At 60.6% G+C, this 22,088-nt stretch carries 20 protein-coding genes and 4 tRNA genes; 11 read left to right on the top strand and 13 right to left on the bottom strand.

Going from position 1 to position 22,088, the window contains the following annotated elements:
* The first annotated feature begins 1 nt into the window (after position 1).
* From KVG85_RS23975 to yacG, 3 genes are read left to right on the top strand one after another with little or no spacing between them, the layout of a single operon-like run.
* Positions 2-874 (top strand): prepilin peptidase, encoded by an 873-nt coding sequence (locus KVG85_RS23975; RefSeq protein WP_217865200.1) that lies wholly within the window; start codon positions 2-4, stop codon positions 872-874.
* On the top strand, positions 871-1,494 hold the full coding sequence (coaE, locus tag KVG85_RS23970) for a dephospho-CoA kinase (RefSeq protein ID WP_130887103.1): 624 nt from the start codon (positions 871-873) through the stop codon (positions 1,492-1,494). Before KVG85_RS23975 ends, coaE begins: the two co-directional genes overlap by 4 nt.
* On the top strand, positions 1,491-1,691 hold the full coding sequence (gene yacG / locus KVG85_RS23965) for a DNA gyrase inhibitor YacG (RefSeq protein ID WP_016773149.1): 201 nt from the start codon (positions 1,491-1,493) through the stop codon (positions 1,689-1,691). Before coaE ends, yacG begins: the two co-directional genes overlap by 4 nt.
* Before the next feature lie 42 nt (positions 1,692-1,733).
* Here the strand turns inward: yacG and KVG85_RS23960 are convergent, their stop codons facing one another.
* On the bottom strand, positions 1,734-2,423 hold the full coding sequence (locus KVG85_RS23960; protein ID WP_217865199.1) for an energy-coupling factor ABC transporter permease: 690 nt from the start codon (positions 2,421-2,423) through the stop codon (positions 1,734-1,736).
* A 217-nt stretch (positions 2,424-2,640) separates the two neighbouring features.
* On the opposite strand from KVG85_RS23960, the gene KVG85_RS23955 reads away from it, so the two are divergent.
* From KVG85_RS23955 to KVG85_RS23940, 4 genes are all read left to right on the top strand, one after another.
* Entirely contained in the window at positions 2,641-3,267 is a 627-nt protein-coding gene (locus KVG85_RS23955) for a DUF1780 domain-containing protein (protein WP_007909887.1), read from the top strand.
* Entirely contained in the window at positions 3,264-3,791 is a 528-nt protein-coding gene (locus KVG85_RS23950; protein ID WP_024014346.1) for an MOSC domain-containing protein, read from the top strand. Before KVG85_RS23955 ends, KVG85_RS23950 begins: the two co-directional genes overlap by 4 nt.
* A gap of 51 nt (positions 3,792-3,842) precedes the next feature.
* Positions 3,843-4,016: a DUF3094 domain-containing protein gene (locus KVG85_RS23945; RefSeq protein WP_007909875.1), complete on the top strand. Its 174-nt coding sequence runs from the start codon at positions 3,843-3,845 to the stop codon at positions 4,014-4,016.
* A gap of 63 nt (positions 4,017-4,079) precedes the next feature.
* A complete protein-coding gene (locus KVG85_RS23940) occupies positions 4,080-5,378 on the top strand; it encodes an NAD(P)/FAD-dependent oxidoreductase (RefSeq protein WP_016773144.1) in 1,299 nt (432 codons plus the stop codon).
* Between the two features lie 156 nt (positions 5,379-5,534).
* Here KVG85_RS23940 and KVG85_RS23935 read toward each other — a convergent pair whose 3' ends face one another.
* The 8 genes from KVG85_RS23935 to rluD form a co-directional block, all read right to left on the bottom strand.
* Positions 5,535-7,160: a methyl-accepting chemotaxis protein gene (locus KVG85_RS23935; protein ID WP_217865198.1), complete on the bottom strand. Its 1,626-nt coding sequence runs from the start codon at positions 7,158-7,160 to the stop codon at positions 5,535-5,537.
* Between the two features lie 161 nt (positions 7,161-7,321).
* A tRNA-Pro gene (locus tag KVG85_RS23930) sits at positions 7,322-7,398 on the bottom strand.
* Positions 7,399-7,495: 97 nt separating this feature from the next.
* Positions 7,496-7,571: transfer RNA gene (locus tag KVG85_RS23925), tRNA-Lys, on the bottom strand.
* Positions 7,572-7,576: 5 nt separating this feature from the next.
* Positions 7,577-7,653, bottom strand: a tRNA-Pro gene (locus KVG85_RS23920).
* Positions 7,654-7,662: 9 nt separating this feature from the next.
* Positions 7,663-7,738 (bottom strand) — tRNA-Asn (locus KVG85_RS23915).
* A gap of 297 nt (positions 7,739-8,035) precedes the next feature.
* A complete protein-coding gene (gene clpB, locus KVG85_RS23910) occupies positions 8,036-10,600 on the bottom strand; it encodes an ATP-dependent chaperone ClpB (protein WP_073475480.1) in 2,565 nt (854 codons plus the stop codon).
* Between the two features lie 130 nt (positions 10,601-10,730).
* Complete coding sequence (pgeF, locus tag KVG85_RS23905) at positions 10,731-11,453, bottom strand: peptidoglycan editing factor PgeF (RefSeq protein ID WP_217865197.1); 723 nt, start codon at positions 11,451-11,453, stop codon at positions 10,731-10,733.
* Positions 11,450-12,412, bottom strand: a complete 963-nt coding sequence (rluD, locus tag KVG85_RS23900; RefSeq protein WP_042610487.1) for a 23S rRNA pseudouridine(1911/1915/1917) synthase RluD — start codon at positions 12,410-12,412, stop codon at positions 11,450-11,452. Before rluD ends, pgeF begins: the two co-directional genes overlap by 4 nt.
* 151 nt (positions 12,413-12,563) lie before the next feature.
* Between rluD and KVG85_RS23895 the strand changes: the two genes are divergently transcribed.
* The 4 genes from KVG85_RS23895 to KVG85_RS23880 all read left to right on the top strand — a co-directional run bounded on the left by KVG85_RS23895 (position 12,564) and on the right by KVG85_RS23880 (position 16,863).
* Positions 12,564-13,580, top strand: a complete 1,017-nt coding sequence (locus tag KVG85_RS23895) for an outer membrane protein assembly factor BamD (RefSeq protein WP_016773139.1) — start codon at positions 12,564-12,566, stop codon at positions 13,578-13,580.
* A gap of 127 nt (positions 13,581-13,707) precedes the next feature.
* On the top strand, positions 13,708-13,941 hold the full coding sequence (locus KVG85_RS23890; protein ID WP_217865196.1) for a PP0621 family protein: 234 nt from the start codon (positions 13,708-13,710) through the stop codon (positions 13,939-13,941).
* The gene (locus KVG85_RS23885) at positions 13,931-15,520 is read left to right on the top strand and encodes a sensor histidine kinase (protein WP_217865195.1); all 1,590 of its coding nucleotides are present in this window, start codon (positions 13,931-13,933) and stop codon (positions 15,518-15,520) included. The genes KVG85_RS23890 and KVG85_RS23885 overlap by 11 nt, the downstream gene beginning before the upstream one ends.
* Positions 15,517-16,863, top strand: a complete 1,347-nt coding sequence (locus KVG85_RS23880) for a sigma-54-dependent transcriptional regulator (protein ID WP_217865194.1) — start codon at positions 15,517-15,519, stop codon at positions 16,861-16,863. Before KVG85_RS23885 ends, KVG85_RS23880 begins: the two co-directional genes overlap by 4 nt.
* A 92-nt stretch (positions 16,864-16,955) precedes the next feature.
* On the opposite strand, the gene thiO is transcribed toward KVG85_RS23880, so the two are convergent.
* From thiO to KVG85_RS23860, 4 genes are read right to left on the bottom strand one after another with little or no spacing between them, the layout of a single operon-like run.
* The gene (gene thiO / locus KVG85_RS23875; protein ID WP_217865193.1) at positions 16,956-18,056 is read right to left on the bottom strand and encodes a glycine oxidase ThiO; all 1,101 of its coding nucleotides are present in this window, start codon (positions 18,054-18,056) and stop codon (positions 16,956-16,958) included.
* Between the two features lie 56 nt (positions 18,057-18,112).
* Positions 18,113-18,514, bottom strand: coding sequence for a type IV pilin protein (locus KVG85_RS23870; RefSeq protein ID WP_217865192.1), 402 nt, complete (start codon positions 18,512-18,514; stop codon positions 18,113-18,115).
* Positions 18,515-18,529: 15 nt separating this feature from the next.
* A complete protein-coding gene (locus tag KVG85_RS23865) occupies positions 18,530-21,619 on the bottom strand; it encodes a pilus assembly protein (protein WP_217865191.1) in 3,090 nt (1,029 codons plus the stop codon).
* Entirely contained in the window at positions 21,606-22,085 is a 480-nt protein-coding gene (locus KVG85_RS23860; RefSeq protein ID WP_217865190.1) for a pilus assembly PilX family protein, read from the bottom strand. The genes KVG85_RS23865 and KVG85_RS23860 overlap by 14 nt, the downstream gene beginning before the upstream one ends.
* Positions 22,086-22,088 lie beyond the last annotated feature (3 nt).

Below are 22,088 nucleotides of genomic sequence, written 5' to 3'. Positions count from 1 at the left end.
CATGCCTATCGAAGAACTGTTTGCTGTGTATCCGCTGGCCTTTGTGGTCAGCGCGCTGCTGCTCGGGCTGGTGGTCGGCAGCTTCCTCAATGTTGTGGTCTGGCGCCTGCCGAAAATGCTCGAGCGCGACTGGCGCCAGCAAGCCCATGATGTGCTCGGCCTGCCCACTGAAACGCCCGTGCCGACCTACAACCTGATGCTGCCGCACTCCGCGTGCCCGCATTGCGGACATCGGATCCGCCCGTGGGAAAACATTCCGCTGCTCAGTTATCTGCTGCTGCGCGGGCGCTGCTCGGCCTGTTCGGCGCCGATCAGTAAACGTTACCCGCTGACCGAACTGGCCTGCGGCCTGCTGTCGGCATTCATCGCCTGGCATCTGGGCTTCGGCTGGCCGGCGGGCTTGCTGATTTTGCTGACGTGGGGCTTGCTGGCGATGAGTCTGATCGACTGCGAACATCAGTTGCTGCCCGATGTGCTGGTGCTGCCGCTGCTGTGGCTGGGGCTGATCGTCAACAGCTTCGGCGTGTTCGTGGCGTTGCCCGATGCATTGTGGGGCGCAGTCGCGGGTTATCTGGCGCTGTGGTCGGTGTTCTGGCTGTTCAAACTGCTCACTGGCAAGGACGGAATCGGTCATGGCGATTTCAAGCTGTTGGCCTTGCTTGGCGCTTGGGGTGGCTGGCAGATTCTGCCGCTGACGATCCTTCTATCGTCCTTGGTGGGGGCGATTTTGGGCGTCGTCATGCTGCGTCTGCGCGCCCAGGCAACCTCGACGCCGATCCCCTTCGGACCCTTTCTGGCAATTGCCGGCTGGATTGCCTTGCTCTGGGGTGGTCAAATAACCGACTTCTATTGGCAGTCTGTCGGTTTGAAATGAATACCCCTGTGGAAAAACCCTGGATCCTCGGCCTGACCGGCGGCATCGGCAGCGGCAAAAGCGCGGCGGCGCAGCACTTCATCGACCTCGGCGTGCACGTGGTGGACGCTGATCATGCGGCGCGCTGGGTAGTCGAGCCGGGGCGTCCGGCGCTGGCGAAAATCGCCGAGCATTTCGGTTCCGGCGTGTTGCAGGCCGATGGCACGCTGGATCGCGCCGCCCTGCGCAAACTGATTTTTGAAGACCCTGAGCAGCGGCGTTGGCTTGAAGCGCTGCTGCATCCGTTGATCGGCGAAGAAATCGCTCATCATCTGGCGCAGGCAAAATCGCCTTACGCGATTCTGGTGTCACCGTTGCTGATCGAGTCCGGGCAATACGCGATGACCCAGCGCATTCTGGTCATCGATGCGCCGCAACAACTGCAGATCGAACGCACCTTGCAGCGTGACCAGACCAGCGAACAACAAGTGCAGGCGATCCTCAAGGCGCAATCGAGCCGTGAAGACCGCGTGAGCCGTGCCGACGACGTGATCGTCAACGACCGCGACCTCGCCTGGCTGCACAGCGAGGTCGAGCGTCTGCATCACTTTTATCTGACTTTATCCGGAGGCCAAGCATGAGCCAGATTCCAACCGTTGAATGCCCAACCTGCGGCGCCCCCGTCGAATTCACCCCGGCGAACAAATTCCGTCCGTTCTGCTCCGACCGTTGCAAACTGATCGACCTCGGCGCCTGGGCCTCAGAAGAGCACAAGATTCCGGTCGCCCCGGATGCCGAGGACGAGCTGTTTTCCGGCGATTTCGATCCGCGTCACTGATCAGGGCTGCAAAAGCCCGCGAGCATGGCGGTTCGATGTGGATCAAGACTTCGGATCGTCATCCTTCCACGGCGCCGACAGGTAACGGGTGCGGTTGAAGGTCTCCAGCCATTCCGGGCAGAACACCACCAGCGCACTGACGACCATGCCGTTGATAAAGGCTTCGGGAAACAGCAGCAACCACAGGTAGCCGACGAAATCTTCCAGCCATTCCGGCATGGCGAAGAGGCCGTCGTACCACAGCAGTGTCAGGCTGAGGATCAGGCACAGCAGGCCGGACAACGCAGCGGCGAAGAAACCGGAACAGAAGATGTAAACGAACGGATTGCGTGGCTGCGCACGCTCGACCAGAATCGCCACGCATTCGGTGATCAGCACCGGCAGCAGAATCAGCAACGCGCCGTTGACGCCGAGCGCGGCCAGATCCTGACGGCCCAGCAGCACCAGCCCCATCTGCGCAACCAGCCCGCCGACAATCGCCAGCGGCCAATCGAGCAGCAACGTCACCGCCGTCATGCCGATGAAGTGATAAGACACGCCAGTGTCGAAATCCCTGCGCACCAGCCACAGCAGGAACAGCGCGAACACCGTGCCGAACAGCAAGTGCTGCCGGCGACTGTCGCTGAACAGCTCGACCCATGGCGCACGCATGATCGCCCAGAGCAGCACCGGCAGATAAATCAGCCAGCCGAGCGTCAGGCTTGCCGTCGACAGCAGTTCAGCTCCAATCATGACCCTCACCTTTCCAACGACACCCCCATGTAGGAGCTGCCGAAGGCTGCGATCTTTTGGGACGCAGAGCGTCCCCGGCTGCATTCCCACGCAGAGCGTGGGAACGATCAAGATCGCAGCCTTCGGCAGCTCCTACAAGTGCGCAATTGCGCGCCAGTCATATCTCTGCCGATGCAAAGCTATCTGCTTGTCGCATTTGGACGCTAAGCTTGGGCTTATGGATGATTCAGATTATTTACGCCTGCTGACCATCGCGGCCGAGCAGGCCAATGCGTTCCTGTCCAATGCCCGCAAATGGGAGCGAGAGCGTTGGGTCTGCCAGCGCCTGCTGCAAGGTTTGAACATCCCCTACCGCGCCGACGAATTCGCCCCGGCCGGTGAGCCGCCGGACGTGTTGTTCCGCGATGCCAATTTCGAAGTTTTTTTCGTCCTCGATGAAGGCCGCCGTCTCAATGATGAATGGCGCGACGAATTGCAGCGTCGGCGCAGCGCGTTTTCCCTGAGCCAACTGGTGCGCCGCGAAGCCAAGCCCAAACGCATCCCGGCCAATGAATTTCTCCTGCGTCTGGCGCCGACCCTGCGCAAGAAGGCGCACAACTACAAGGAACGCGGCATGGATCTGGGTGAGCTGGACATCATCGCCTTCGCCAGCCTCAAACGCGAAGTGCTGGATCTCAACAGTCACTTCCCGCCACCGACCGAATATCTGCGTCAGGGCTGGCGCTCGCTGTCGCTGGTCGGCCCGACATTCGCCCGCGTGCTGTTCGCCCACCCCGACGCACCGGACTTTCTGCGCAGCAACCTCGGCCGCAGCATTGTGTTCGACGTGGGCATCAGCCTGTGACGCCGCTGCAGCAGTTGATCGCCGAGGTTCCGCAAACCGGTCGCGTGCGCTGGATCGGTGTGCGTCCAGAATCCCGTGGGCCGATGCTCGAGCTCGACGCGGTCGAGGCGCGGCTGGAAGCCGGGCTGACCGGCGACCACGCCCGCCCGGGCATTCGCAATGCGCGACAGGTGACGCTGATCCAGTGGGAGCACCTGGCGGTAATCAACGCATTGATGGGCCGTCCCGCTGACCAGCCAGTCCGGCCTGAAGATCTGCGGCGCAATCTCGTTATAAGCGGAATCAATTTGTTTAGCCTGAAGGGGCGGCGCTTTCGCATCGGGCAGGCGATACTCGAAACCACTGGCTGGTGTCAGCCCTGTGCACGCTTGCAGAACAATCTCGGCCCGGGCACTTTCCAGGCCGTGCGCGGGCATGGCGGGATCACCGCCCGGGTGTTACAAAGCGGCATCATTCGCCTCGACGATAGCGTGTGCGTCGAACCGGTCCCGGACAGCGGCTACGCTGCGTTCAATCCGGGCTGAAAACCGCTGTAGCCTGTGCTCATTCAGTAACGTCTACCTGACGAGGCAAATATGACCAGCCGCCTGAACCCCGAAGACCAAAAGCATGTCGAAGAGTACCTGCAATTGTCCCAACACCGTGTCGAGCGCCGGCCTTTCCGGCCGTGGATGCTCCTGGTGCTGGTGCTGGCAGTGACCATTGGTCTGGGCCTGTTGAGCCGATTTATCAGTTACCTGACGTTATGAGCTGCCTTGCGCTCCCTCGGGTAACCGCACCGATTTCCTTTAAAAACCTTGCGAGTTATCCCTATGTCCCATCGTATTGTCATTGTCGGCGGCGGCGCCGGCGGTCTGGAGTTGGCTACCCGCCTGGGTAAGACTCTGGGCAAGCGCGGCACGGCCAGCGTGATGCTGGTCGACGCGAACCTGACCCACATCTGGAAACCGCTGCTGCACGAAGTGGCCGCCGGTTCCCTGAACTCCTCCGAAGACGAACTCAACTATGTCGCCCAGGCGAAATGGAACCACTTCGAGTTCCAGCTCGGGCGCATGAGCGGGCTCGATCGCGCGCAGAAGAAAATCCAGTTGGCCGCGACCTATGACGAAAACGGCGTCGAGCTGGTGCCGGCGCGTGAAGTGGCTTATGACTCGCTGGTGATCAGCGTCGGCAGCACCACCAACGATTTCGGCACCCAGGGCGCGGCGCAGCATTGTCTGTTCCTCGATACGCGCAAACAGGCTGAGCGCTTCCACCAGCAATTGCTCAATCACTATCTGCGCGCCCACGCCGGGCAGACCGACGTGGTCGAGCAGATCAGCGTCGCCATCGTCGGTGCTGGCGCCACTGGCGTCGAACTGGCGGCAGAGCTGCACAACGCCGCCCATGAATTGGCCGCTTATGGTCTGGACCGGATCAAACCGGAAAACATGCACATCACGCTGATCGAAGCCGGCCCACGGGTGCTGCCCGCCCTGCCGGAGCGCATCAGCGGGCCGGTGCACAAGACCCTGGAGAAGCTCGGGGTCAATGTGATGACCAACGCAGCAGTCAGCGAAGTGACTGCCGACAGCCTGATCACCGCCGATGGCAACGAGATCAAGGCCAGCCTGAAAGTCTGGGCTGCCGGCATTCGCGCACCGGGTTTCCTCAAGGACATTGACGGTCTGGAAACCAACCGCATCAATCAGCTGCAAGTGCTGCCGACCCTGCAAACCACGCGCGACGAAAACATCTTTGCCTTCGGTGACTGCGCGGCCTGCCCGCAACCGGGTACCGATCGCAACGTGCCGCCACGGGCACAAGCGGCGCATCAACAGGCGTCGCTGCTGGCCAAGTCGCTGAAACTGCGCATCGAAGGCAAGACCCTGCCGGAGTACAAGTACACCGACTACGGCTCGCTAATCTCGCTGTCGCGTTTTTCTGCTGTGGGTAATTTGATGGGTAACCTGACCGGCAGCGTCATGCTCGAAGGCTGGCTGGCGCGGATGTTCTATGTGTCGCTGTACCGCATGCACCAGATGGCGCTGTACGGGCCGTTTCGCACGGCGATGCTGATGCTGGGGAGCAAGATTGGCCGTGGCACCGAGCCGCGTCTGAAACTGCACTAAAACGCCAACCTGTGGGAGCGAGCCTGCTCGCGAAAGCGGTGGGTCAGTCGACACTATCGTTGAATGATCCGGCCCCTTCGCGAGCAGGCTCGCTCCCACATTGTTTCGTGCTGTTCTCAAATCAGTATGCGAACGCCTGCAATGAATCGCTGTTCATCAGAGCTGGAAGCGCCGCACCATGCCCTGCAGCGCATTGGCCAGTTGCGACAGTTCGTGGCTCGATGCGCTGGTCTGATCAGCCCCCGCAGCCGAACGCACCGACAGGTCGCGAATGTTCACCAGATTGCGATCCACTTCCCGCGCCACCTGCGCCTGCTCCTCGGCAGCGCTGGCGATCACCAGGTTACGCTCGTGAATCTCGTGCACCGACGCCGTGATCGTCACCAACGCCTCACCCGCCCGCTCTGCCAGAACCAGCGTGCTCGCCGCACGAGATGCGCTGGCCTGCATTGACTCCAGCGCCTGGCTCGAACCGCTGCGCATGCCTTGCACCATCTGTTCGATTTCCTGCGTCGATTGCTGGGTGCGATATGCCAGCGCGCGCACCTCGTCGGCCACCACCGCAAAGCCGCGACCGCTTTCGCCCGCACGCGCTGCTTCGATGGCCGCGTTGAGCGCCAGCAGATTGGTCTGCTCGGCGATGGCGCGAATCACGTCCAGCACTTTGCCAATGTCTTGCGACTGATTGGCCAGCGACTGCACCAGTTCGCCAGTGTTCTGCACATCGCTGGCCAGGGCATTGATCGCACTCGCGGTTTCGCTGACGCGCTCCTGACCCAACTGCGCCGACCGACTGGACTGGCGCGTGGCATCGGACGTCGACACCGCGTTGCGCGCGACCTCCTCCACCGCAGCGGTCATCTCGTTAACCGCAGTGGCGGCTTGTTCGATTTCGTTGTTCTGCTCTTGCAAGCCCTGGGTGCTGTTGACGGTAACGGCGCTCAGTTCGTCTGCGGCCGTGGCCAGTTGCGCTGCCGAGCCGCTGATGCCTTGCAGGGTCTCGCGCAGGTTCCGTTGCATCGTCGCCAGGGCTTTGAGCAAGCGGCTGACTTCGTCGTTGCCATGGGTTTCGATGGGGCGGGTCAGATCGCCCTTGGCGACACTTTCAGCGGCATCCACGGCGCTGCTCAGGGGACGCACGATACTGCGCGTGAGCAACATTGCCAGCGCCACCGTGGCCAGCGCCGCCAAGGCAATGAACAGAGTGACGATGGTCCGCGAGGTTTCATAATGCGCGGCGGACTTCTCGCTTTCGGCAGCGACCTGGCGGGCGAACAGATCGGCGAGATCGTTGAGTTGTTTGCCGGAGCCGTCGACCACGGTCTTCATGTCAACCAGCAGCAATTTGGTCAGCTCGTCACGCTTGCCTTGCTCGGCGAGGGTGAATGACTGGGCAATGCCGGTGCGATAGGCGGCGAAGGTTTTCTTGAACTGGTCATACAGCTGCTGGCCTTCGGCAGTGTCGACCAGTTTGTCGTAGGCTGCGATTTTTTCGCTCAGCTCCTTGTCGCGGGTGTCCATCTGGCCACGGTAGGTGGCGATGTTGGCCGGATCCTGATCGAGCGCCATGCGCAGGGAGATGGTGCGGATGCGCAGCATCAGTTCACGGATCTCGTCGCCGCCACGGATGCTCGGCAACCAGCGGTTCTCCACCGCCACCTCACTGTCGCGAATGCTCGACATCTGCCCCAGCGCAAACACGCCGAGCAAGGCCACCAGCACCGCGATCAGGGCAAATCCCAGGGCAGCCCGGGGAGCAATATTCAACTGACGAAGCAACATGACGAACGCCCTTATTCTTGTAATGGCCAGATCAAGGGGCGAAGCGTTGGCAGTCCCCTCGTGTTAGCGGGCTATCGGCAGGTTGTATGACGACTTGAAGGGATTCAGCTTTCAGCAGACAAAAAAAATCCCCGTATCTTTCGATACGAGGATTTTCAATATGGTCGGGGTAAGGGGATTCGAACTCCTGACATCCTGCTCCCAAAGCAGGCGCGCTACCGGACTGCGCTATACCCCGGTAAAAAAAAGGCGACCTTTCAAAGATCGCCTTCTTCGATCAGCGCTTTTGGCCTCTGATCTTAAGATTCGATCCCAGCGCAAACTGGTTTCAAAAATGGTGGGTCGTGTGGGATTCGAACCTACGACCAATTGGTTAAAAGCCAACTGCTCTACCAACTGAGCTAACGACCCAAATATGGTCGGGGTAAGGGGATTCGAACTCCTGACATCCTGCTCCCAAAGCAGGCGCGCTACCGGACTGCGCTATACCCCGGTTTGAAATTGGCTCCGTGACCAGGACTCGAACCTGGGACCCAATGATTAACAGTCATTTGCTCTACCGACTGAGCTATCACGGAACTACATATTTCAATTTACAACGGTGAAGCTTTGTTGCATCTCGACACCTGTTCGCATCGCTGCGTTCGTGTGTCTGAGGCGCGCTATTCTACAACCTAGAACACCTCTGTCAACCCCCTAAATTGCTTTCAAGTTAATGATTTGCAACTTATTTCAGATTCCAACCTGGTGGGTTGAAACGCTGCCGGTGACTGACTGCGGGGCGCACTTTACAAGCCTTTTCCTTTGAGTTCAACAGCCTGGCGAAAAAAAGGCCTCGCAATGCGAGGCCTTCCCGGTTTCATTGCCGCTGAGGCTTAGCCGAAAACGATTTCGTCGTTCTCGACCTTGCCGGTGGCGGTGTCGCCCGGCATGAAATGACCCGACAGGATCAACTGTGCCAGCGGGTTTTCGATCCAGCGCTGGATCGCCCGTTTCAAAGGACGCGCGCCATACACCGGGTCGTAACCGACGGCGATCAGCTTGTCCATCGCTTCCGGGCTCAGCTCCAGCTTCAGCTCGCGCTCGGCCAGACGGCTGCGCAGGCGACCCAACTGGATCTCGGTAATCCCGGCGATCTGATCCCGCGCCAGCGGCTCGAAGATCACCACCTCGTCGACCCGGTTGATGAACTCCGGACGGAAGTGCGACGTCAGCGCGTCCATCACAGCAGCACGCTGCGCCTCACGATCACCGACCAGTTCCTGGATCTGCATCGACCCGAGGTTGGACGTCATCACGATCACCGTGTTGCGGAAGTCCACCGTACGCCCGTGACTGTCGGTCAGACGGCCATCCTCAAGCACTTGCAGGAGGATGTTGAACACATCCGGGTGCGCCTTCTCGACTTCGTCCATGAGGATCACCGAGTACGGCTTGCGACGCACCGCTTCGGTCAGATAACCGCCCTCTTCATAGCCGACGTAGCCCGGTGGCGCACCAATCAGACGAGCCACGGAGTGTTTCTCCATGAACTCGGACATGTCGATCCGCACCATCGCCTCTTCGGTATCGAAAAGGAATTCGGCCAAGGCCTTGCACAGCTCGGTTTTACCGACACCGGTCGGGCCGAGGAACATGAACGAGCCGCTCGGCCGATTCGGGTCGGACAGCCCGGCGCGGGAACGCCGCACGGCGTTGGCCACAGCCACGACCGCTTCTTCCTGACCGATGACCCGTTTGTGCAACAGGCTCTCCATCTTCATCAGCTTGTCGCGCTCGCCTTCGAGCATCTTCGACACCGGGATGCCGGTCCACTTCGACACGACTTCGGCAATCTCTTCTTCAGTCACCTTGCTGCGCAGCAACTGGTTTTCGCTCTTGCCGTGCTGGTCGACCATCTGCAGGCTGCGTTCCAGATCAGGGATCACCCCGTACTGCAACTCGGCCATGCGGTTCAGATCCCCTTTGCGGCGTGCGGCTTCCAGTTCCTGGCGCGACTGTTCGATCTTCTGCTGGATCTGCGCAGAACCCTGCACCTCGGCTTTTTCCGAGTTCCAGATTTCTTCCAGATCCGAGTACTCACGTTCGTGACGCTCGATTTCTTCCTGGAGTTTTTCCAGGCGTTTCTTCGCTGCGTCGTCGCTTTCTTTCTTCAGCGCCTGGGATTCCACCTTCAACTGAATCAGGCGCCGCTCCAGACGATCGAGAACTTCCGGCTTGGAGTCGATTTCCATGCGGATACGGCTGGCGGCCTCATCGATCAAGTCGATGGCCTTGTCCGGCAACTGCCGATCCGTGATGTAGCGATGGCTGAGTTTCGCCGCGGCAATGATCGCGCCGTCGGTGATCGCCACCTTGTGGTGGACCTCGTAACGCTCTTTAAGGCCACGCAGAATGGCGATGGTGTCTTCTTCGCTCGGCTCGTCCACCAGGACTTTCTGGAAACGCCGCTCGAGCGCCGCATCCTTCTCAATATATTGGCGGTACTCGTTGAGCGTGGTCGCGCCGACGCAGTGCAGCTCGCCGCGAGCCAGCGCAGGCTTGAGCATGTTGCCTGCATCCATCGAGCCTTCGCCCTTACCAGCGCCGACCATGGTGTGCAGCTCGTCGATGAACAGAATGATCTGCCCTTCCTGCTTCGACAGTTCGTTGAGCAACGATTTCAGGCGTTCTTCGAACTCACCCCGATACTTGGCGCCGGCAATCAGCGCGCCCATGTCCAGCGACAGCAGACGCTTGCCTTTAAGGCCGTCCGGCACTTCGCCGTTGATGATGCGCTGCGCCAGCCCCTCGGCGATCGCGGTTTTACCCACGCCAGGTTCACCGATCAGCACCGGGTTGTTCTTGGTGCGGCGTTGCAGAACCTGAATGGTGCGGCGGATCTCGTCGTCACGGCCGATCACCGGATCAAGCTTGCCGTCTTCGGCGCGCTTGGTCAGGTCGACGGTGTACTTGTCCAGCGCCTGCCGCGACTCCTCGTGGTTGGCGTCATTTACCGCTTCGCCACCACGCAGGTTGTTGATCGCGTTTTCCAGGGCTTTCTTGCTCACGCCTTGGCCGAGCAGCAACTTGCCGAGCTTGCTGTTCTCGTCCATCGCGGCGAGCAGCACCAGTTCGCTGGAAATGAACTGGTCGCCCTTCTGCTGAGCGAGACGGTCAGCCTGATTGAGCAGACGCGCCAGATCCTGCGACATGTTGACGTCGCCGGTCGGGTTCTGGATTTTCGGTAGTTGATCGAGCTCTTTGGTCAGCTCTTTACGCAAGCTGTTGACGTCGAAGCCTACTTGCATCAGCAACGGCTTGATCGAACCGCCCTGCTGTTCAAGCATGGCCTGCATCAAGTGCGCCGGCTCGATGGCCGGATGATCGTGGCCAACCGCCAACGACTGGGCGTCGGACAGGGCCAACTGTAATTTACTGGTTAAACGGTCAATACGCATGGGTCACCTTCCTTTTGAGCAGGCCGGACCTAAGAAACCATCCTGAATAAAGAAACCTGCCAGATACAACTGTAGATGCGGTCGATTCTGGGAGATTCAAGCGTCGGAGAGTTGATGCAGATCAGAGAGTTTAGCGGGTGAGCCAAACAAGAGAGGCGAAACGACCGGTGCGCGACGCACGGCGATAGGAGAAGAAGCGCGGATCGGTCACGGTGCAGAAACCGCCACCATAAACAGCCGTGACACCCCGTTCAGCCAGACGCAGGCGCGCCAAGTGATAGATGTCGGCCATGAACTTGCCGGGATTGTGGCTCGGCACGAAGGCTGTCGCCGCTTCCGGCAACTGCTTGACGAAGACTTCGCGTACTTCCGCGCCGACTTCAAAGGCTTGCGGGCCAATCGCCGGACCGAGCCAGACCAGCACGTCTTCAGGTGCAACATCAAGGCTGTCGAGCGTGGCTTCAAGCACACCCGCCGCCAGACCACGCCAACCGGCATGGGCCGCCGCTACGCGAGTGCCCGCACGGTCGCAGAACAACGCCGGCAAGCAATCCGCCGTCATCGCTGCGCAGGCGATTCCCGGCGTTGCGGTCCAGCTGGCATCTGCAGTCGCAACGATGCCCGGATCGGCATGCGCAACGGTGATCCCGTGCACTTGCTGCAACCAGGCAGGCTGTATGGAGAAGTGTTCGGTCAAACGGCGACGATTTTCGGCCACCGCTTGCGGGCGATCATCGACGTGATCCCCCACATTCAGGCTGTCGAACGGCGCCTCGCTGACACCACCCTCGCGGGTGGTGACACAGGCTTTGACGCTGGCCGGCGCAGGCCAGTCCGGCGTCAGCCAGTTCATCCGACGAAAGCCTCGCGATCCTGCTTGAGCAGGGTCAGCAGCCAGACGAAATCTTCCGGCAGCGGCGATTCCCAGCTCATGCGCTCACCGCTCGTCGGGTGATCGAGTTCAAGGAAGCGCGCGTGCAGCGCCTGACGCGGGAAGTGCTTGAGCGATTCCACCATGGTCGGGTTGGCCGCAGGCGGAATGCGGAAACGCCCGCCGTAGGCCGGATCGCCGACCAACGGGAAGTTGATGTGCGCCATGTGCACGCGGATCTGGTGGGTCCGACCGGTTTCCAGCTTCACTCGCACATGAGTGTGGGAACGGAAACGCTCGAGCACGCGGTAATGGCTGACGGCAGGCTTGCCGCCTTCCATCACTGCCATGCGCTGGCGTTGCTGGCCGTGACGACCGATCGGCGCATTGATCTTGCCACCGGCGGTGACCACGCCGATCACGATGCACTCGTAGATACGGCTGACGCTGCGGCTCTGCAATTGCGCAACCAGTTTGGTCTGCGCCTGAATGGTCTTGGCCACCACCATCAGACCGGTGGTGTCCTTGTCCAGACGATGCACGATTCCCGCGCGCGGGACATTGATGATGTCCGGCACATGGTGCAACAAAGCGTTGAGCAGGGTGCCATCGGCATGACCGGCAGCCGGGTGCACCACCAGGCCCGCAGGCTTGTTGATCACCAGGATGTCGTCGTCTTCATAGACGATGTCGAGCTCGATGTCCTGGGCGATCCACTCGCCCTGGGCCTCCTGCTCGGCAGTCAGCTCAAGGATGGCACCGCCATGCACAATGTCGCGCGGGCGGATCACCGCCCCGTCCACAGTCAGGCGACCTTCTTTGATCCAGGCGGAAAGGCGCGAGCGTGAGTGCTCAGCGAAGAGTTGGGCGGCGACTTGATCGAGGCGTTGGCCGCCCAATTCGGACGGCACCTCTGCGCGAAGTTCAATTTTATCGGACATGCTCGGACTGGGCGTCGGCACAGCCTTTGGTTTCGGCTGCGCGCTTGTGGTTAAATACGGCGTCTTTTGCCCCGAGGCTTTTCAACGGGGCGCTCATCATAACAGGACGGCCCCGCCCAAGACAGCGGCCGTCATAGGGACGCAAGCCGCCATGCAAGTGAAACACCTGCTGCTGATCGCCATCCTCGCATTGACCGCTGCTTGCTCATCGAAGGAAGTCGTAGACGAAAACCTCAGCGAAGCCGAGCTGTATCAGCAGGCTCAGACTGATCTGGACAACAACAGCTACACCAGCGCCACAGCCAAGCTGAAGGCTCTGGAGTCGCGTTATCCGTTCGGTCGCTACGCCGATCAGGCTCAGCTGGAGTTGATCTACGCCAACTACAAGAACGCCGAGCCGGAAGCTGCAAAGTCTGCCGCCGAGCGTTTCATTCGTTTGCATCCGCAGCATCCGAACGTGGATTACGCGTACTACCTCAAGGGTCTGACCTCGTTCGACCAGGACGTCGGCCTGCTGGCGCGCTTCCTGCCGCTGGACATGACCAAGCGTGACCCGGGCGCCGCCCGCGACTCCTACAACGAGTTCGCGCAGCTGACCAGCCGCTACCCGAACAGCCGCTACGCGCCGGACGCCAAGCAGCGCATGATCTATCTGCGCAACCTGTTGGCCGCCTACGAAATCCACGTCGCCGACTACTACCTGACCCGTCAGGCTTATGTAGCCGCTGCCAACCGTGGCAAGTACGTCGTGGAAAACTTCCAGGAAACCCCATCGGTCGGCGACGGCCTGGCGGTGATGACCGAAGCCTACCAGCGTCTGCACCTCGACGATCTGGCCGCCACCAGCCTGGAAACCCTGAAGCTCAACTACCCGGATCACCCGAGCCTGCAAGATGGCCAGTTCGTGCCACGCGTAGCCGAGGCCGACAACCGTTCGTTCCTGAGCAAGGCGACTCTGGGCCTGATCGAATCGCGTCCACCGCTGCCGCCGGGCGAAACCCGCGCCAACCAGGACGTGCAGAAGCAGTTCCAGGACGCGAAAGATGCGATCCCGAACGAGCTCAAGCCTAAGGACGAGAACGGCGACGTGATCGAAGAGCCAGAGCCGGAATCCAGCGACACCGATCGCTCGTGGTTCAGCTACATGACCTTCGGCGTGTTCGACTGATCACACCGGCTGTACGAAAAAAGGGAGATCTGCGGATCTCCCTTTTTTATTGCCGCGCTTTAATAGGCTGTGCGCTGATCGGGTCCTTGGCTAAACTGCCGGATCATCAGTCGAAAAGCCGCTCATCATGCTTCGTTTATTGTTCTGGATTGCCCTGATCTTCGCCGCCATCTGGCTCTGGCGCAAATTCAAGGCCCCCGCCGCCTCCACCCGACCGCCGCGCGAACAGGACGCGCCGCCGATGGTGCGTTGCGCACATTGCGGCGTGCACCTGCCGCGCGACCGCGCGCTGGGCAACCAGCAACAGTGGTATTGCAGCCAGGCTCATCTCGAGCAAGGCCCGGGCGCCAGTGGTCGCTGAGGCCGCCAACGCCGACCAGAAACAGGCGCAGCGACTGCTGCGTCTTTATCACCTGTACCGTCTAAGTGTCGGCATCACCCTGGTGTTGCTGATCTCCAGCAACATGGACAACCGCCTGCTGACGTCGGCCAACGACGATCTGCTGCGCGGCGGCAGCTGGCTGTACCTGATCATCAATATGCTGCTGGTGGTGTTCCTCGAAAACACCCGGCGCCCGGCGCAGTTGTTCACCCTGGCGCTTGTCGATGTGCTGCTGTTGTGCGGCCTGTTCTACGCGGCGGGCGGCGTGGCCAGTGCGCTGGGCAATTTGCTGGTGGTCTCGGTAGCGATCAGCAACACCCTGCTGCGCCGACGCATCGGCCTGCTGATTGCCGCCATCGCGGCGATCGGCATTGTCGGCCTGAGCTTTCTGCTGGGTCTCAGCCGCCCCTTGAGCGCCAACGCGTACCTGCAAGCCGGCACCCTCGGCGCGCTGTGCTTCGCCGCCTCACTGCTGGTGCAAGGGCTGATTCGTCGCCTCGAAGTCAGCGAGACCCTGGCCGAACAGCGCGCCAGCGAAGTGGTCGGGCTGGAGGCGCTGAACGCGTTGATCCTGCAACGCATGCGCACCGGCATTCTGGTGCTCGATGAACAACGCCGAGTGCAACTGGCCAATCACAGTGCGCAGAGTCTGCTCGGCCATAGTCATCTGCAAGGTCATTTGATCGACGAATATTCGCCAGCACTCGTCGAGCGTCTGCAACTGTGGCGTAACAATCCGACCTTGCGCCCGCAGAGCCTGAAAATCCCCGGCAATGGCCTTGAGCTGCAGCCCAGTTTCATCGCCCTTGAGCAGAGCCCGAACCAGCAGACGCTGGTGTTTCTCGAAGACCTGGCGCAAATCACCCAACAGGCGCAGCAACTCAAGCTCGCTGCGCTCGGGCGTTTGACCGCCGGCATCTCCCATGAAATTCGCAATCCACTGGGAGCGATCAGTCATGCCGCACAGCTGTTGGCCGAGTCCGAGGAACTCGATAGCGCAGATCGACGTCTGACGCAGATTATTCAAGACCACTCCCAGCGCATGAACCGAGTCATCGAAAACGTCCTGCAACTGTCCCGCCGCCAGCAAAGCGCGCCGCAACGGCTGGACCTCAAGCCGTGGCTGGAAGACTTCGTCGGCGAAATCCGCGAGCAGGCCAATGAGCGCCAGCACATTCATCTGCGGATCAATTCCGGCGATTTCACCACGTTGATGGATCCCAACCAGTTGCGACAGATTCTCGACAATCTGATACGCAATGCCTGGCGTCACAGTGCGCAACTGCACGAGCAGGCCGACGTCTGGCTGGCACTGTTCGTCGACCCCGACAGCCAATTGGCAGTGCTCGAAGTGCAGGACAACGGCCCCGGCGTGTCGGCCGAGGAACAGGCGCATCTGTTTGAGCCGTTCTTCACTACCAGCAGCCAGGGCACCGGTCTTGGCCTTTATCTGTCCCGTGAGCTGTGCGAAAGCAACCAGGCACGCCTAGACTTCAAATCACGCCAAGGCGGCGGCTGCTTTCGCATCACTTTTGCTCACGGACGGAAACAAAGTTGAATACAAGCCCACGGCAAAAAATTCTAATCGTCGACGACGAACCGGATATCCGCGAGCTCCTGGAAATCACCCTGGGACGGATGAAACTCGAGACCTTCAGCGCACGCAATCTGGGCGAAGCTCAGGCGCTGTTGCAGCGCGAGCACTTTGACCTGTGCCTGACCGACATGCGCCTGCCCGACGGCACCGGGCTGGAGCTGGTGCAACACATTCAGCAACGCGCTCCACACCTGCCGGTGGCGATGATCACGGCGTACGGAAGCCTGGAAACTGCGATCAATGCGCTGAAGGCCGGGGCGTTCGACTTCCTCACCAAACCGGTGGAACTGCCGCGCTTGCGCGAACTGGTCAGCTCGGCGCTGCGCCTGCCGACAGCGGGCGGCTTGAGCACGGCAATCGAGCGACGCTTGCTGGGCGATTCGCCGCCGATGGCCAATCTGCGCAAGCAGATCGACAAGCTCGCACGCAGTCAGGCACCGGTGTACATCAGTGGTGAATCCGGCAGCGGCAAAGAACTGGTCGCCCGTCTGATCCACGAACAAGGTCCGCGCGCCAGCCAGCCGTTTGTGCCGGTGAACTGCGGGGCGATTCCGTCAGAGCTGATGGAAAGCGAGTTCTTCGGTCACCGCAAAGGCAGCTTCACCGGTGCCGTCGAGGACAAGCCCGGGCTGTTTCAAGCGGCCCATGGCGGCACTCTGTTTCTCGATGAAGTCGCCGACCTGCCGCTGTCGATGCAGGTAAAATTGCTGCGAGCGATTCAGGAAAAAGCCGTGCGCAGCGTCGGCGGCCAGCAGGAAACGGTGGTGGATGTGCGCATCCTTTGCGCCACGCACAAAGACCTTGAAGCCGAAGTTTCGGCCGAACGCTTCCGCCAGGATCTTTATTACCGGCTCAACGTCATCGAACTGCGCGTGCCGTCCCTGCGCGAACGCCGCGACGACATCGAGGCGCTTGCCATGCACGTGCTCAAGCGCCTGGCCAAAGACACCGGACAACCCGAAGCACGCCTGCACCCGCAGGCGCTGGAGGCGCTGAAGAACTATCGCTTTCCCGGCAATGTGCGCGAACTGGAGAACGTCCTCGAACGCGCGCACACCCTGTGTGAAAACCGCACGATCGAGGCGCAGGATCTGCGCTTGAGCGAAGGCAATTGCACGGCGGACGGGGCGATGGCCGATCTGACACAGATCGACAATCTCGAGGATTATCTGGAGAGCGTCGAGAGGAAGCTGATTCTGCAGGCGCTGGAGGAAACCCGCTGGAACCGCACGGCGGCGGCGCAGCGGTTGAGTCTGTCGTTTCGGTCGATGCGCTATCGGCTGAAGAAGTTGGGCCTGGATTAAAGGCCCCTTCGCGAGCAGGCTCGCTCCCACATTTGGAATGAGTATTCCTGTTGGAGCGAGCCTGCTCGCGAAGGCGGTCTACCCGCCCCTGACTAAATCCGGCCCTCAGGCGCATACGGCGCGGGATCAATAATCGGCGCCCGCCCCAGCATCACGTCAGCAAACAACTGACACGACGCCGGCGCCAGCACCAGCCCGTTGCGGTAATGCCCGCAGTTCAGCCACAACCCCTCGCACCCCGGCACCCGGCCAATAAACGGAATGCCCTCCGGCGACCCCGGCCGCAGCCCGGCCCAATGCCCGACCACCTCGGCATCCGCCAGCGCTGGTAACAACTCGATGGCCGAGGCCTTGAGGCTTTGCAGCGCGACATCGGTCGGGGTCTTGTCGTAGCCTTCGTGCTCCAGCGTGCTGCCGATCAAAATGTGACCGTCGCGACGCGGGATCGCATATCGCCCCTTGGCCAGCACCATGCTCGGCAGGAAATCAGCCGCGCACTTATAGAGAATCATCTGGCCTTTGACCGGCTCGACCGGCAACGTCAGGCTCAGCGTCTGGAGCAGATCACCGCTCCACGCCCCCGCTGTCAGCACAATCTGATCGCCGTTGATCACGCCCGTCGGAGTCTGCACGCCGACCACGCGCTCGCCCTCGCGGACGAAGCCACTGACTTCGCATTGCTCATGAATCATCACATTCGGCAGCGCCAGCAGCGCGGCTTTCAGCGATTTGACCAGCCGTGGATTGCGCACGTTGGCGACATCGGCCATGTAGATCGCTCGGCTGAAACCGCTGCCGAGCACCGGCACCGCGTCATGTGCCGCCGAGATATCCACAGCCCGCAGCGGCCGATTTTCCCGCTCGGCCCAGGCCAGGGCTGCGGCTTCATCGTCCAGATCCAGCCAATACAGGCCAGTGGTGTGCACCTCAGGATCAACCCCCGTGTCGGCAAACAAGCGCTGGCCGAGCTGTGGATAAAAGTCCTGCGACCAATGCGCCAGCGCGGTGACTGCCGGACTGTAGCGCCACGGGTATAACGGCGAGACGATGCCGCCGCCAGCCCAGGACGATTCCTGGCCGACATTCGAGCGGTCCAGCAGCACCACGCTGCGCACTTCGGAGGCGAGATTGTAGGCAGTGAGCAGGCCAATCACCCCGCCGCCGACAATCACCACTTGCTGTTGCCTGGTCATGTTTGATCCAACCGTAAAAAGACAGTGGGCGCAAAAGGCGCCCGAAAAAGAATGCGTCAGCGGCCCCAGCAATCCTTGGCGGTCACTCCGGTGGTCGCGTTGTTCATGCTTCGCACGCCGGTGTTGGTCAGGGTGAAATCCCCGCACTTGTCGGTGGCCATGGCCGAGCCGGTTTTACGAATAGCGGTGAGCACAAAGGTCTGGTCGGTCAGCGTCGGGGTGATGGTGTAGAAATCATTGCCCGAGCTCAGCCCGGTGACGCCGGTGTAGACATTGTTGCGGGTATAGAAGCGTTCGAGGGTCTGCGCCTGCTCCGAGAGCAGCGAGACCACTTCGGCGCGACGGCCCTTCTTCACGTATTCGTTGTAGCTGGGGATGCTGATGGTGAGGATGATCCCGATAATCGCGATGACGATCATGATCTCGATCAGGGTAAAACCTCGGCTGGATCTGCGCATGCCTCAAATTCTCGCTTACTGGATTTGTCGCCACATGATACGACGGCTGCCGCCGCCACCCTTCTCTACAATGGTGGTGATGACGCCACTGGTGTCGGTCACGACCTTTCCCGTACCACCGGCTGAAATGACGTTAAGGGTCGGAATGCCACCGGTGAATACCACGCCACTTGATATCGTGTCAGTGCCATCGACCAAACGGTCACCGTTGGTGTCGATCACGGCGTAGTTGAGCATCTTACCGTTGAACGCATCGAGTTCGACCAGTCGGCCCGTACCAAAGCTCGAACAAGGGTCAGTGGTATCGACGCTGGCGGTGGTAAAAACGACTCGCCCCAGCACGATGCTGGCCTGGTTGATCACGCGCTCGCCGGTCAGCACGTTGTTATACACCAGCGGCAGATACCAGCCTTTCTCTGCCGGATAGGTCGTTTCATTCTGGCTGGTGGTCAGAAACTGCCCGGAACTGCCGGAGAACGAGCCGGTAATCGCCTGCGCTTGCAAACTGCTAACGGTGATTTGGCCGGCCCCACCCTCTGCATCCCAGATTGAATAGAACGCCTGCAGATCCTTGTTGGTCTTGTCGGCAGTCTCGTTGAACTTGCCGGTGCCAAAGAACACTTGCTTGCCGCCCTGCGGATTATCCGCCAGCAGCGGTTGCGCAGTAATCGGCTGCGTTGCCCCACCCGGGGCTGTAAACAAAGGCTTGCCGGCAAACGCAACGCCCCAGCTTTCTGCCCCGGGTGCGCTCAAGTCGAATTTCCACATACGCCCCTTCAGGTCACCAGCGTAGGCAGCCTGCACTACGTTGGAAGAGTTGACCCTGAGCTTTACCGAAGACAGACCGTTAGTGGTTTCCGTGCTGTCGATGACGATTTTCCTGATCAGCGAACCATCCATTGCATCCAGTACATACAAAGCCGCAACCCCCGAATTGCTGCCGTAGCCGTTGGCGATGAATGTCGCCCAGCGACCATTGGCCAAGCGTGCCACTTCCGGACGGGCGTAGGCGTAACCCAGATCATTGAAAGCATTCGACGCATTGGCCGTAGCCGGCGCACTGACTTCCCACAGTGCCTTGATCACGTTGCCTGCCGAGGCATCGAACAGTTGCAGTCCGTAGAAGGTTTTGCCACCGGCCCCCGTTCCGCCAATGGCCAGCGTTCTCCAGGTGGTGCCGGCCTGCGCATCGAACACGCCGAGCTGACCATCCACGAGAAACTTGTGGCTGACGCCGTTGACGTAATTGGTATCCGCAATCAGCCGCAACGAAGGCAGCACGCTGGAGGGCATGTAGGCATAACGGCGGGTGCCGTTCGCCGAATTGATCACGTTGACGAAACCGTCGTTGGCGTTCACTACCAGACTGGTATTCATGTTCGCAGCCTTGGTGGTCAGGTAGTTGGTGTAACTGCTGTCACCCGTCAGATCGGATGCGGTCTTGTCCGAAGGCGACGCGAGTACCAGCGGCGAATTGATGATGTCGCCCAGCAGCGCAGTGCGCACTTTGAGCCCGGCCCTGTTGGTCCCTTTGCTCCACTCCACCAGTTCAGTGCCGCTGATACCGGTGGGCAGGCCCTGATTCAACGTGTTCTGCTGGGCTGGGGAAAAGCTGCCGAATGCCAGAGCAATGGGCGTGTTGCTCAAGGTGTTCCATGACTGGAAAGTCGGCGCTGTGGCAGAGGGCACGATGGTGGTGTCGGTCGACCATTGCGCCGCCGAGGTATTTACCGTGCCGGTCGAGGTAAAGCCGAACGACCTGATCGTGCCGCGCCAATCCTTGGGATCGTAGGTTGTCTGGTAAAAACTGCTGCCACTGGTCAACGTGCTGCTGCTGGCAACGCCGGCACCACCGGAGCCGGCCTTGGAAGTGATATCGCTGAGTGCCGACGATAACGCCGCATTGAGCCCGGAGCTGTCGGTCGCCTGGTAATACCTGCCCTGCCCGTAACTGGCGGCGTCGGACAACATGTCATTATCCGCAGCGAAACCCACGGTGTAGGTATTCATGTTCTGCCGGGGAAAATCCACCGCGTTCCAGCTCTTGCCGGCGGCGTCGGTACCGGTCGAACGCATGTCGATGTCGAAGGCGAATTTGGCGATGTCATCCAGATAGAGCGTATCGCCTTCACCGTCACCGTTGAGGTTGTCGCCGTCATTGTTCACGCCATCCCAGTTCGGCAACCGACTGCCCCCCAGCGGATCGTTGGTCGGGAAGGTACGGTCATAGGTCGGCAAGCCATCGGTAATCACCACGCCGTAGTTTTTCTGGCAGCGATATTGAATCGGGCTGGTATAGGTCGCCGGCGTGCCGTTGTAGTAAGGCGCCAGGCCACGCATGTAGCGGGTGACTTCGTAGTAGCTCTCGGCCAACGGCGTATTGGCGACTGCGTTCAAGCCGTTGATCGATGAAATCAGCGCGTTGTAGTTGGTGTCTGCCTGGGCTTGGGTCACGCTGCCGGTGACCGGTGACAAATCGGTGATCGAGCGGGCGATAAACCCGCCGTTGCCCGGGTTGCTGCTGGTGGCCGGGTTGAACGTCGACAGGCCCATGCGCAAGGTGCGGTTGCTGCTCACCAGTGCGGTGGAAACGTTGCGCGCCACGTTCATCCGGTAATCGTTGGGGATCGCCCCGTTGGTGAAGTCGCGGGTGCCGTTGCTGTTGGCGAGGCTGACTATGTAGGAAATGTAATCGGCAGAATAACGGGTGTTCTCGTTGCCTACGGGATCAGGGAGCTTGAGGCACAACGGCGCCACGCTGTTGTTGTAGAACGCGTAGGCGCCTCCCGAGCAACCGGAAGTCGGCAGGCTCGATAGAAATACCGTGTCGCCGGTAATCTGCGGCGCATTGAGTGCAGAGCACAAGCCGAGGAACGCATTGCACTGGCGGGCGGGAGTGCGGTTGACGTTAGGGTTGAATTCGGCGGCGTAAATGATGCTGTTCATACTCCCCGAATCATCGATCAGCAGCATCACGTTGGGCGCCACCGCAGCCGCGCTCAGCAATGGCGAATCGGACGGCGTGAAAGCCCAGGCCGGTGCCGCCAGATAAAGGCTCAGGAGCATGCCGACCAGCAGCGACAGGCCGCGCTCAATACTTCGCATAGACACTCTCCACCACGCTACGCGAATTGCCGGCGATGCCAACCGCAGTGACTCGATACAGGGTTGCCGAGGTGTTACTCGGCACGTTCACCGCCGTCAGGGTCGTGCCGATGTTCTGCACGCCATAAAAGCCATTACCGGCAGCGATCCAGGTCACTCCGGAGGTCGAATTGAAACCTGCCGAGCTGACCGATGACGATTCCGCCGGCGGCAGACATTGGCTCGTGCCGCTGCACACCCCCAACGAATAACTGTCCAGTTGTACTGCGCTTTCGCCCACACGCAATGCCGCTTCGGCCGCCTGAAATGATTGATTGCGCAGGCTTACGCTGCCGGCCATTTTCTCTTGCAGGTTGGCGCTCTGCATCGAGGACAAACCGATCAATGTCAGCAAAAGCAGAAACACCAGACTGACCAACAAGACCATGCCGCGCTGGGCCTTATGTTGTTGCAAGGAAATCCTCATCGC

Origin of the sequence: Pseudomonas triticicola (assembly GCF_019145375.1) — a bacterium.
Classification (GTDB): domain Bacteria; phylum Pseudomonadota; class Gammaproteobacteria; order Pseudomonadales; family Pseudomonadaceae; genus Aquipseudomonas; species Aquipseudomonas triticicola.
Note: the sequence above shows the minus strand (reverse complement) of the source record. Positions and strands in the feature narration are given on the sequence as shown.

Excerpts from the sequence above, each read along its gene's own strand:
- KVG85_RS23975 (WP_217865200.1), top strand. The coding sequence starts at position 2 with ATGCCTATCGAAGAACTGTTTGCTGTGTATCCGCTGGCCTTTGTGGTC.
- coaE (WP_130887103.1), top strand. The coding sequence starts at position 871 with ATGAATACCCCTGTGGAAAAACCCTGGATCCTCGGCCTGACCGGCGGC.
- yacG (WP_016773149.1), top strand. The coding sequence starts at position 1,491 with ATGAGCCAGATTCCAACCGTTGAATGCCCAACCTGCGGCGCCCCCGTC.
- KVG85_RS23960 (WP_217865199.1), bottom strand. The coding sequence starts at position 2,423 with ATGATTGGAGCTGAACTGCTGTCGACGGCAAGCCTGACGCTCGGCTGG.
- KVG85_RS23955 (WP_007909887.1), top strand. The coding sequence starts at position 2,641 with ATGGATGATTCAGATTATTTACGCCTGCTGACCATCGCGGCCGAGCAG.
- KVG85_RS23945 (WP_007909875.1), top strand. The coding sequence starts at position 3,843 with ATGACCAGCCGCCTGAACCCCGAAGACCAAAAGCATGTCGAAGAGTAC.
- KVG85_RS23940 (WP_016773144.1), top strand. The coding sequence starts at position 4,080 with ATGTCCCATCGTATTGTCATTGTCGGCGGCGGCGCCGGCGGTCTGGAG.
- KVG85_RS23935 (WP_217865198.1), bottom strand. The coding sequence starts at position 7,160 with ATGTTGCTTCGTCAGTTGAATATTGCTCCCCGGGCTGCCCTGGGATTT.
- clpB (WP_073475480.1), bottom strand. The coding sequence starts at position 10,600 with ATGCGTATTGACCGTTTAACCAGTAAATTACAGTTGGCCCTGTCCGAC.
- pgeF (WP_217865197.1), bottom strand. The coding sequence starts at position 11,453 with ATGAACTGGCTGACGCCGGACTGGCCTGCGCCGGCCAGCGTCAAAGCC.
- rluD (WP_042610487.1), bottom strand. The coding sequence starts at position 12,412 with ATGTCCGATAAAATTGAACTTCGCGCAGAGGTGCCGTCCGAATTGGGC.
- KVG85_RS23895 (WP_016773139.1), top strand. The coding sequence starts at position 12,564 with ATGCAAGTGAAACACCTGCTGCTGATCGCCATCCTCGCATTGACCGCT.
- KVG85_RS23890 (WP_217865196.1), top strand. The coding sequence starts at position 13,708 with ATGCTTCGTTTATTGTTCTGGATTGCCCTGATCTTCGCCGCCATCTGG.
- thiO (WP_217865193.1), bottom strand. The coding sequence starts at position 18,056 with ATGACCAGGCAACAGCAAGTGGTGATTGTCGGCGGCGGGGTGATTGGC.
- KVG85_RS23870 (WP_217865192.1), bottom strand. The coding sequence starts at position 18,514 with ATGCGCAGATCCAGCCGAGGTTTTACCCTGATCGAGATCATGATCGTC.
- KVG85_RS23865 (WP_217865191.1), bottom strand. The coding sequence starts at position 21,619 with ATGCGAAGTATTGAGCGCGGCCTGTCGCTGCTGGTCGGCATGCTCCTG.
- KVG85_RS23860 (WP_217865190.1), bottom strand. The coding sequence starts at position 22,085 with ATGAGGATTTCCTTGCAACAACATAAGGCCCAGCGCGGCATGGTCTTG.